The sequence below is a fragment of the Burkholderia pseudomultivorans genome (assembly GCF_902499075.1).
GTDB lineage: Bacteria > Pseudomonadota > Gammaproteobacteria > Burkholderiales > Burkholderiaceae > Burkholderia > Burkholderia pseudomultivorans.
This window is the reverse complement of the sequence record NZ_CABVPP010000014.1, coordinates 107,761-118,734: the sequence shown is the minus strand read 5'-3', so window position 1 is coordinate 118,734 and position 10,974 is coordinate 107,761. Positions and strand designations below refer to the sequence as shown.

General features: G+C 53.1%; 8 protein-coding genes and 1 pseudogene. All 9 read right to left on the bottom strand.

Translation table 11 applies throughout. From position 1 onward, the window contains the following. Nucleotides 1-397 (bottom strand): annotated as a pseudogene (locus BST28156_RS12770) (EpsG family protein); the annotation flags it as partial. Nucleotides 398-583: 186 nt separating this feature from the next. Continuing rightward, a complete protein-coding gene (locus BST28156_RS12765) occupies nucleotides 584-1,738 on the bottom strand; it encodes a glycosyltransferase family 4 protein (RefSeq protein WP_174902339.1) in 1,155 nt (384 codons plus the stop codon). Between the two features lie 92 nt (nucleotides 1,739-1,830). Further along, nucleotides 1,831-2,943: a glycosyltransferase family 4 protein gene (locus tag BST28156_RS12760; protein ID WP_174902338.1), complete on the bottom strand. Its 1,113-nt coding sequence runs from the start codon at nucleotides 2,941-2,943 to the stop codon at nucleotides 1,831-1,833. Between the two features lie 84 nt (nucleotides 2,944-3,027). Beyond that, a complete protein-coding gene (gene murJ, locus BST28156_RS12755) occupies nucleotides 3,028-4,383 on the bottom strand; it encodes a murein biosynthesis integral membrane protein MurJ (RefSeq protein ID WP_254596374.1) in 1,356 nt (451 codons plus the stop codon). Between the two features lie 26 nt (nucleotides 4,384-4,409). Beyond that, nucleotides 4,410-5,456 (bottom strand): SDR family oxidoreductase, encoded by a 1,047-nt coding sequence (locus BST28156_RS12750; protein WP_174902337.1) that lies wholly within the window; start codon nucleotides 5,454-5,456, stop codon nucleotides 4,410-4,412. Between the two features lie 29 nt (nucleotides 5,457-5,485). Beyond that, complete coding sequence (gene tviB / locus BST28156_RS12745) at nucleotides 5,486-6,796, bottom strand: Vi polysaccharide biosynthesis UDP-N-acetylglucosamine C-6 dehydrogenase TviB (RefSeq protein ID WP_174902336.1); 1,311 nt, start codon at nucleotides 6,794-6,796, stop codon at nucleotides 5,486-5,488. Beyond that, nucleotides 6,789-9,023, bottom strand: a complete 2,235-nt coding sequence (locus tag BST28156_RS12740; protein ID WP_174902335.1) for a polysaccharide biosynthesis tyrosine autokinase — start codon at nucleotides 9,021-9,023, stop codon at nucleotides 6,789-6,791. Before BST28156_RS12740 ends, tviB begins: the two co-directional genes overlap by 8 nt. Nucleotides 9,024-9,118: 95 nt before the next feature. Then, the gene (locus BST28156_RS12735) at nucleotides 9,119-9,556 is read right to left on the bottom strand and encodes a low molecular weight protein-tyrosine-phosphatase (protein ID WP_174902334.1); all 438 of its coding nucleotides are present in this window, start codon (nucleotides 9,554-9,556) and stop codon (nucleotides 9,119-9,121) included. Next, complete coding sequence (locus tag BST28156_RS12730; protein WP_174902333.1) at nucleotides 9,556-10,704, bottom strand: polysaccharide biosynthesis/export family protein; 1,149 nt, start codon at nucleotides 10,702-10,704, stop codon at nucleotides 9,556-9,558. The genes BST28156_RS12735 and BST28156_RS12730 overlap by 1 nt, the downstream gene beginning before the upstream one ends. Nucleotides 10,705-10,974 lie beyond the last annotated feature (270 nt).

Below are 10,974 nucleotides of genomic sequence, written 5' to 3'. Positions count from 1 at the left end.
GAACCGGACGACGCGTCCAACTCAGCGTATAGAAAATTACGATATTCAACAAAACAACCGTAATACGCACACCTACGTCTGGAGCATATCCGAATTGATTGACAAATAAAATCCACACACGCCAACCAAGCTCGTCGGTAACGACACCGGGAGCAAAGCGCCACCAAGGGTTATCCTTATAATATTGCATCAGCCAAGACCAATCCGTTTCAGAAAAATAACGAATATAATTGTCTTGGTCATGCAAAAGATAAGTCCGGGATCCGACTGCCATAAATAGGACAATAGTCGAAGCCAGCACCAAAAAACATATGCCCACTGGCGAATACCAGAAATGGCGAATACGCAAGCGCGGACTCCGAACACCTCGTTGAGACGAGGAAGCAAGAAATTTCATTGAAAGCCCATCCTCACTCGATGGAATAACGCAACAATTAGTGCAAAGTCTTTCGCAATCAAGAAACATCAGCACTCAGATCATCAAGAGGCATTCCTTCCTATTCCATCTAACAATAACAATATCGCGAACCGCGTGTGACTGCGCTGACAGCACTACCACTTATAAATTTCCACATCACATAAGCTATAATTTAAGTAACTCTCGATAAGCATCTAGGGTTTTACGAATTACGATTCTTTCTTCGAATTCTTCAAGCACTTTCTTCCGAGCCGCGTGCCCAAGACGCCGGCACAATTCACGATCCTTTACCAGTTGCTCAATTCCTTTCGCCAACGAGACGCTGTCACGAACTGGAATGCTCAATCCGTCCACTCCATTTTCACTCACTACCTCACGACAGCCAGGTGCATCGGTTGTAAGCAATGCCAACCCGCAAGCCCCGGCTTCAATAAGTGTCTTGGGTAGGCCCTCTCGATAACTGGGGAGCGCCATGACGTCCATTTGTGCCAACAATGCCGGCATATCGCTAACATGGCCAAGCCATTCGATCAGGCCCTCATCAACCCATTGTTGAACGAGCTCGTGGCTAACTGCAGATGGATTACCGTCGTCAGCCGCGCCCGCAAGAAAAAATCTAACCGATAGTCCTTTCGAGCGACTGATTCGGGCAGCGTCAATATACTCTGCCACGCCCTTATCCCAAAGAAGTCGTGCTGCCAGTAAGACGTTGAGTGGTCTCAAATTATCGGCTTTTTCCGCATCGCCTCTATATTTCTGGGGAATATTGAATCGATCGCAATTCACTCCCGACCCCTTGATCAATCGAATACGCTGAGGCTCAACAAGCTTCTCACTTTGAAAAAATGACACGTCATCCGGATTTTGCAGAATCAACAAACTATTCCGACCATTTAATGCAAACCGCATCAACCAACTCACAAATGGCTTAAGTAATCGCGCACGAATATCCACGCTAGTAAATACATATCCCATTCCGGCAATTGCATTGACACGAGCGGGAACCGAGGCTAATTTCCCCGAAATCGCGCCGTAGATCGCGCATTTTATCGTAAATCCATGAATCAAGTCCGGCTTTTTATCCCGAAGAAATTTCATCAACCACAAAATAACAGAAAATTCCTTCAAGGGATTCAAGCTACGTCGATCCATTGGCATCGCTAACCAGTGAAACCCCAAGGCCTGAAGTTTTTCTCCGTACTCTCCAGGCGGAGAAATCAAAGTGACCTCGTGCCCGGACTCGCGCAATGCAATTGCAAGCGGGAGGCGAAAATTGTAAATATACCAATCCGTATTTGCAAAAAGAACTATCTTGGCCATAGCTTAACTTCCATCCACTCACTCAGATTAATAACCAAAGCCAAGAAGCATTACCTGGCCGGCAAAAAATACGCCCAAGCAGATAAAATATATTAACGAATCTTAACCCCAATCCCCTCAAACAAATCGTCCCATTTTTTCATAATGATTGAAATAGAAAAATTACTTCTCATCGCATCCGCGGCCTTTCGACCAAGATCTTGTCGCAATGTGGCGTCACTCATTAACTGTCGAAGCGCAACTGCAAGACGATCGATATCGCCCGATGGAACCAATAGCCCGCACTTACCATCTTGCGTTAATTCGCGAGGACCACTCGGACAATCATACGCAGCAACCGGTAAGCCGAGCGCCATGCTCTCCATCATCACCATTGGCATTCCCTCGAAGCGAGACGAAAGAACAAAAATATCTGCCTTGGTCATTTCTTGCCAAAGTTGCGTGGAGAGTCCAGGTAGAGATACCCTCTCGTTCAATCCGGCTGCCTGAATTTGAGCGCCGAGAGATGCTCGCAACGGACCATCCCCCCAAATTGATAAATTCCAATCGGGGAAATCTCTTGCCAACAAGCCAAAGACCGAGATCAAATGATCGAATTGCTTCTGAGCGTGTAAGCGTCCTACGGCAATTATCTGTCGCGTTTTCTTTTCCGCATGCGTAACGAGCGGCATTGCTAACAGATCATTGGGTAAAGGGTTAGGCATAACCGCAATCCGCTTTACGCCCGGTATATTCTTCCTAAATCGATCAACAACACTTTCCGTTAACAGTGTTATCAAATTAGCTTGAGGGTATGTCAACCTAACCAACCACCTCCAAAGTGGCGACCGACCATCGGAAAGCGGATTGTTATGTTCGCACGCAATAATAGGAACGCGGAGCCCTACCGTCGCAGCGATTGTAGATACATTTACATTAGTAAGAAATGAAATAACCACATCCGGGCCTATATCACAAATCAACTTCCGCAACGCTCGTAATCTTACAAAATAGCCAGTTAGTTTTGATCGCGCGATTCGTGACGTCTCAGCCAAATATATAAGACGAATACTGTAATCCAGCGAATAGAAACACTCGCCACCGCCACTGTACGTTGCAATTATAGTCACCGAGTGACCGTACTGCGCCCAAGCATTGGCAAGCGTGGACGCGACACGTTCAGCCCCGCCGCTCCGCATCGAACTCACAACCAAAACAATCTTCATAACTCTTACCAGCAAGCAATTAATCGTTCAGCGCTATTTGAGCCATGCGCGTATCCGGCACGATGCGTTACGTCTCTTGGCGCTTTACTCATCTCGCCCCAGCCGCAGGGCTACGATGAGATAGCACGCTAACGAACTCGCATACATAGCGGCCGTTGCGAGGACGATACCCCTTACGTCCAGCCACTGCACGAGTAGCAAGTTCATTAACGCCTTAACAAAAAAACTCAATACGGCTATGGATGCCATAACCTTAAATCGCCCCTGACTCGCCATCAACTGGAGCATAACAGGCGCAGCGAAATAGAAAGGCACCTGAACTAGATTCCAACGAAATATTCTTGCGACCTCGATTGTGTCTTTCGCGGCAAATGCTCCGCGCTGGAACAAAAATCTGATTGCATGCTCCGAGAATATGCCGGCAAAAAAAACAACAAAAAAACTTCCAAAAAACATCACGGCAGTCCATTTCAGTGCAACTTCACGCGCACGATGATGATCTCCCTTTGTTCGGATATCGGAAAATACCGGCAAAGTAGCACGACTAATCGCTAACGCACCCATTCCCAATATCAGAGCCAATACTCGGTTTGCGTAGCCAAGTGTTGCAACCATCCCGTCACCCAGATGGGCAACGAAATACTGATCAAGAGGCGTCACGGCATTCATAGCCACCTGACCGAGCATATAAACACCAGCCGCATGCCAGATAAATGGCCATTCTTTTGAACCGAGTGAAAATTTAAGTCGCGGACGAATACCATCCGCTCGTCGTGCGAGCACTGACAACCACAAAAATTGGATGATAAAGCCTAAAGACGTACCGTATATTAGCGGTGTGATTGACCCGCCCGTTCCAAATAACAACGTCGCGATGAACAATGTTCCGGCCGGAACGCACTCCAGCAACGTGTTGACATGCCGTTCACGTGACTGCAACCTTGCCGCTTGCACGCTGATCCATAGCGTCAGTATGCCAATTGGCAACATACCCACCATCAATCTCAGCGACATTTGTCGCGTTTCCGGCGAAAGGCTTCCGCCCATTACCTGAACAGCTGGCCCCCAGCACAGATATAAAAGACCAGCAAACAGTAATCCGATCAGTAGCGACCATCCTTGCAGCTCGCCGAGGAAATTGGCTCTCTCCGTCTCGTCTTGATCGCGTAACCGCACTAGCGCTGGGATCAATACCGTTCCGAGCACAGTAACAGCAGTGCTGGGCAACCAAGTAATTAACGTAAAGGTTAGCTGGTATGCATCGACGATCGTTCCGACGCCATATCGGTATGCAATTGCCATTTCCTTCATTGCGCCAGCAGATTTCCCCAATAGTACGAACAAGGAAACCCAGATCGCACTGCGTGCAATACGCAGATGATCGGCGCTTAAGCCACGTATTCGAGTACGGATCCAGTCACTCCGAAACATGGGAAACATGTTCAGCGCCTTTCTTAGCACACCTCTCATCCCTTCATATGTAATTCGGTCGTCAAACAGGAAACATACCACGGCATGGCCCGACCGATCCCGCTGATAAAATCGATAGGATTCGAATAACCTAAGAGTCTTTCCGCTTTTTCGATGCTAGCCTGCGAGTGCCTAACGTCACCTGGGCGTACCGCTCCGTGCGTCGCAGGTTTGTCGTATGCAACACCATTTGCTTTCAACGCCGCCCTCAACGTGTCAAACAACTGATTCAATGTTGTTCGACCACCGACAGCGATGTTATACACCTCGTTCCTCGCCTCATCGTCAGCCGTCGCAGCCAGAATATTCGCCTGCACGACATTGTCGACGAAGCAAAAATCACGGCTCGTCTCACCATCTCCGTTAACAATCACCTCGTCGCCGCGAATCAGCGCAGCCGTCCATTTGGGAATTACAGCTGCGTAGGCCCCTTCGGGATCCTGACGCTTGCCGAACACGTTGAAGTAGCGCAACCCGATCGAACGGAACCCGTAGCTGCGGGCAAACACGTCTGCGTATAGTTCGTTGACGTACTTGGTCACGGCATAGGGCGACAGCGGCTTGCCGATACGATCCTCGACCTTCGGCAACCCTGGATGATCACCGTAGGTCGAACTCGACGCGGCATATGTGAAACTCTTCACCTTCGCGTCGCGCGCCGCCACCAGCATGTTGAGAAACCCGTCGATATTCACGCTGTTAGTCGTGATTGGGTCCAACAGCGAGCGCGGCACCGAACCGAGCGCAGCCTGGTGCAGTACGTAGTCGCTACCTTCCACGGCACGTGCGCAGTCAGCGAGATTCCGAATGTCGCCCTCCACCAGTTCGAAATTACGCCATTGCTCTGGCGTAACCGTGTCACGCACTTCATCGAGATTGTGACGGTAGCCGGTGGAGAAATTATCCAGCCCGACCACGTTCTGATTGAGCTTCAACAGCGTCTCGAGCAGGTTTGAGCCGATGAACCCTGCCGCACCGGTAATGACCCAGCGCCGAGGCTGTTCAGTCAGCGCGCTGCATACGGTCGAGTAACGATTAGTCATGACGATAAAAATGCGAAGGTGCAGCGTTGTTACAGGCGGATGTCCGACGCATCAGCCGGAAACACGTACTTCAGGTCATACAGCACGTGGCCGGGCTTCCCGAACGCTCGAACCGAATCGACGCCCATTTCAGCAAATTCGCGGTGCGCGACGGCCAGAATAATTGCATCATAAGTCTCACGAGCCGGCTCATCGGTCAGCGAAAGACCATACTCGTGACGGGCCTCTTCCGCCGAAACCCACGGATCATATACATCGACGGTTGCGTCGTACTCACGCAGTTCATTAACGATGTCGATCACGCGCGTGTTACGTAGATCCGGACAGTTTTCCTTGAAAGCGAAGCCCAGCACGAGCACGCGCATGCCTGTCATCGCCGTGCCGCGCCGGGATAGTGCTTTCACCAATTGCGACGCAACGTAGATGCCCATGTTGTCGTTCACACGACGTCCAGCAAGGACAACTTCCGGGTGGTAACCGATAGCCTGTGCCTTGTGCGTCAAGTAATACGGATCAACACCGATGCAATGGCCGCCGACGAGCCCGGGACGAAACGGCAGAAAGTTCCACTTCGTGCCGGCGGCTTCCAGCACTGCCTGCGTGTCGATACCCATTCGGTTGAAAATCATCGACAACTCGTTGATCAGTGCGATATTCACGTCGCGCTGAGTGTTCTCGATCACCTTCGCCGCCTCGGCAACCCGAATGCTGCTTGCCTTGTGCGTACCGACCGTCACAATCTCCGCATACAACGCGTCCACGATATCCGCGACTTCGGGCGTCGACCCCGACGTCACCTTGAGAATGTTTGAAACTCGATGCGTTTTATCACCCGGATTGATACGCTCCGGGCTATAACCAACGAAGAAATCGACATTGAACTTGAGCCCCGATACGCGCTCTAGAACCGGCACGCATTCTTCTTCCGTTGCCCCCGGGTAAACCGTCGATTCATAAATGACGATGTCATTCTTCTTCAGCACCTTGCCAATGCTCTCGCTGGCGCGGTAAAGCGCGGTCAGGTCCGGACGTTTGTACTCATCGATTGGCGTTGGCACTGTCGCAATATAAATCGAGCAGTCGCGAAGATCATCCAGGCTGCTCGTAAACGTAAGACGAGCGGCTTCCTTTAGTTCAGCCTCACTCACCTCCTGCGTCGAATCATACCCTTCCTTCAGCGCATTGATACGCGGCTGATTGATATCGAAACCGACAACATCCCGCCGCTTTCCAAATTCGACAGCGAGCGGTAAACCAACATAACCGAGCCCGATGATACCGACCTTCGCGTTATCCGAAAGACCTACGTTCACTTTGCTCTCCCTCGAGTCATTATTCATCTCTCGTGTCGTATTTGTACGATATGTATCGGTAAGTTGCGTATTTCCCGCCGTACGAATACTTACCGCCTCGTGCCTTCATGCCGTTGAACAACAGCCCCGTGACGACCGAGCCAGCCTGCCGAAGTCGCTTCGCCGATTCGCTGATTTCGCCCGTGCGAGTTTTGCCAAACATTGCGATCAAATACACGGTGCCCGCCAGCGGCGCGATGATTTCCGCGTCCGACACCGCGAGTACCGGCGGTGCATCGACCACTACGAGATCGTACTGACGCGATGCCGCGGCGATGATGTCCTTCAAACGGCCATTCATCAGCAATTCGGCCGGGTTAGCTGGTAGCGTGCCAGTCGGGATGAAGTCGAGATTAGGAAGGATCTCGCGACGCGTCGCTCCAGTCACGTCGATCGCACCACCGAGCAGTTCCGCCAGCCCGCGTTCCCGCGTTACGGCGAGGTATTTGTTAATCTGGCCGCGACGCATATCTCCATCGATCAACAGCACGCGCTTATCTGACATCGCAAACAACCCGGCCAGGTTCGCAGACACGAACGACTTGCCGACCCCAGGTGCAGGTCCGGTCACCATCACCACATTGTTGCGAGCGTCCAGCAACGAGAATTGCAGAGAGGTTCGCAAACTGCGAAGACTTTCGATGGCGGGATCGTCGGCGTGAGCGTTGACGAGCAGCAGCGACCGGCCAGCTGAATTATCGAGTTGGCCTGCAAGTTCAATTTGCGCCCTGCTATGAGGAACTGTCGTGATCACATTAAGGCCGCTATGCACTTCAAGCGCATGGGGATCCGTGACACCACGGAACAGCGTCTCGCGCAGTGCTGCGAGCCCGATACCGACCAGCAAACCCAAGATGCCCGATGCCGCAACGACAAGCAGCTTTTTCGGCTTAACAGGGCGTTCAGGCTGATAGGCCGTGTCAACGAGGCGTACGTTACCGATCTTGCCTGCCTTGAGCAGACGAAGCTGCTCGATGTTATTGCGCAAAGCAAGGTACAGATCGGTATTCACGCGCACATCACGCTCGAGCCGCAATTGCCCCTGCTCCTCAAGCGGCATGCTCTTGATGCGATCGGTGATCTGATCGAAGTTTGCCTGTACCGCGTTGATCTGGTCGTTGATTGCAACGACTGCAGGATGCGAGTCGCCAAATCGAGTCATCAACTCTTGGCGCTTTTGACGCAGCTCGAGCAGCTTGGTTTGAGCATCTGCCGATTGCTGGAGAATGATCTTGCCTTCAGCATCGAGCTGGAGGGTCGCATGCTTGTGACGATAGTCGTTGAGGAGCTCTTCCGAAGTGTCGAGTTCATGTCGGCGTTGCGGCTCCTGAATCATCAGGAACTGCAGCGACTGATCTGCCTGTGCTGCTTTGCGCTCCGCGTTCTGCTTCACATACTGATGGCCAAGTTCGTTCAGGGTTTTGGCCAGCAGCTCGGGATCGTCGCTCTGCAACGACGCGGAGATCACGTCCGAATCCTTGCCGAGCGATTGGACCTTCAGATTCTTCTGGAGCTCATCGATTGTTTGCTGACGGGAATATCGCTTTAGCAAGAACACGGCACCCGATTCCGCAGAGATGGACCGAACGTTGATCTGCAGCGCCCCACCACCAAATCGGATCGTTTCAAGCTTGCCCACCTTGCCGCGCACAGGCTGGTCGAGCCCATCGCCGGCCAGACTGTATTCGTCGTTACCCAAGTACGTCAGCGTATATTTGTGCTCATACAGATCAGACGGCACGTCGAACGTATCGACGTCGATCGATTCCCGCCCCCACGTATAGCCGCCCATGCCGAGAAAACCAGGACGCGACAGCGACTTTGAATGCCGGGAGATCCAGCCACCAATCAACGGGAAGCGCTTCGGCTCCGCCGTGATGTACAGCTTCAACGTATCGACGGCTCCGGACACGACGAGCCGCGAACCGAGAATCTGAGTTTCCGTATCGGCAGAGGACTTAACGTCGAAAATCGAAGACAGGTTGCCGAGCAGACTTTTCGCCGAGCTGTCCGGGCTGTCTTCGATCTGCGTGACAATGTTCGACTCGTAGATCGGCGTCGCAAGAAAGGCATAGAGCCCTCCAATCAACACAAACAGCGCAGCGACAATCGTAATCAGCAGTCGATTTTCGACGAGCAGATCCAGAACGCCGGTGAGGTCGATAGTGTCGGATTCGTTGTTCGGATCGTTGACGGGTTGATGAGTTGAAGACATGGTGACGACACATACTAGCGAGTTTCAAAATGCCGGCTACGTTCTTGCCGGCATCGCGGGCGACCGAATCATCCGAGTCCAATCGCGCGAAAGTCCTACGAGAGCGAACGAATCCTGGAAATCCAGCCGGACACCCCCTTCTCGATCAGTTGGCCGCTTGCGGCGAACTCTGCCTCGCTCCCCTTGTAGGGATCGGGCACGTCGAATCCTTCAAAGTGGCCGATGCGGAAGACACGGCCAAACGCGAATGGATACTTCTGCTGCACGACGCGCCGCTGCTCCTCGTCCATGACGAGAATCAGGTCGACCTCCTTACAGTGCGACGTCACAAGCTGGCGAGCCCTATGCGCTCCGATATCGATGCCCTGATCCGCCATCAACGAAACGGCATATGGCTCCGCAGACCGCCCGACAAGCGCAGACAACCCTGCCGACTCCACTCGCACGCCAGGTAATTGCGTACGCAACAGCCCCTCCGCCATCGGACTACGACAGATGTTGCCAATGCATACGACAAGGATCGATGCAACCATCAGTACCCTCCCACCGCTGCACGCCCGACGCTCGCCCCGGTAACACTCGGCAGTAGCAGCGACATCACGCGGCTCCAGCGAGTCAGTCCGGTTGCATCGACATAAACCACATCTTTCGGCTTCAACTGGAAGTGCTCGGCAAGTGCGAACCCGACTGGGGACGAACTGTCCAGCTTGAATACATCCGGCTTCGCAGGGTCCGGCGTTGCACGAATCACGTAAATCGCAGCCGGCTCAGCACTGGTCGGGTTCACGCCCGAGGCTGCACCAATCGCCTCGTTGAGCGAGAGCCGCCCGTCATGAAGGGAGACCGAGACCGGCCGCGAAACTTCACCCGTCACCAGTACCTGGTTGTATGTTTGTGGCGGAACACGCACGACGTCTTGGTCGGCGAGCATAATCTTCGACGCGTCGATTTGCTTTTCCGCAAGCTCAGGCAAGTTGATCAGATACGACTTGCCGCCACGCAGCAACTGAATCCGGCTGGTGTCCCCCGATCCGGGCACCACACCGTTTGCTTCGCTGAGCGCCTCGGCAAGCGACATCGGAATATTGGTGATCGGCTTGACGCCAGGCTGACCAACTTGCCCTTCGACGAAAATCCGCTTACTACGGTAAGCGATGACACTGACCGTCAACTGCGGATTACGCAAATATGGAACCAGTATCTTCTTCAAGTACGCCTGAAGTTGAGATGCCGTTTGCCCAACCGCTCGAACTTTGCCGACGTACGGATATTGAACAGTGCCGTCATCTCCAACAACAAAGCCCGGGATGGATTGCGTACTCAGTCCGGGGCCGCTCGGCAGCGTGCCCGCCGTATCACCAATCGTGTAGGTTAGGTTCGGTACCACCAGTTCGGGGTGATCCCATGCAATGATCGACAGCACATCACCGGGCCCAATCTTGTATGGCTTGGGCTCGCCCAGCAATTGCGTGACGCCGCTGCTTTCAGCCTCGCGCGCGGCTTGCTGCTCACGCACCAGCGCCGGCGTAATTTGCTGAACTTGGGGAACGGATTGGGCGTCGCCCGGGTCAACTGGCTTATCGGCTTGGAACCGCATACCCGGAGAGAGCGCGCAAGCACCGAGCGTCGTGGCCAAACATGCAGCGGTGAGCGTGACTCTTAAAGATCGGAGAAGCAACATGAACGATGAATCGATGGAAAGCGAGCGTATCCGACCTCGGATGGCACGCGATTATTATCAGTAGCAAGACGTCTAACGGATTCGCAGCACGAGGCCATCACCGATAGACAAGCAACGGCGGGAACCCGCCGGCTTGGCAATATCGTCCGCAGCGGATGCGCTGCCTATCGGCACTGCCCCCTCACGTCGGGAGTCTCCCCACGGAGATTGAGGAGGCTCATCTACCCCCACACATCTCGCCATCAATAGGGGACAAACCACCCCGACATA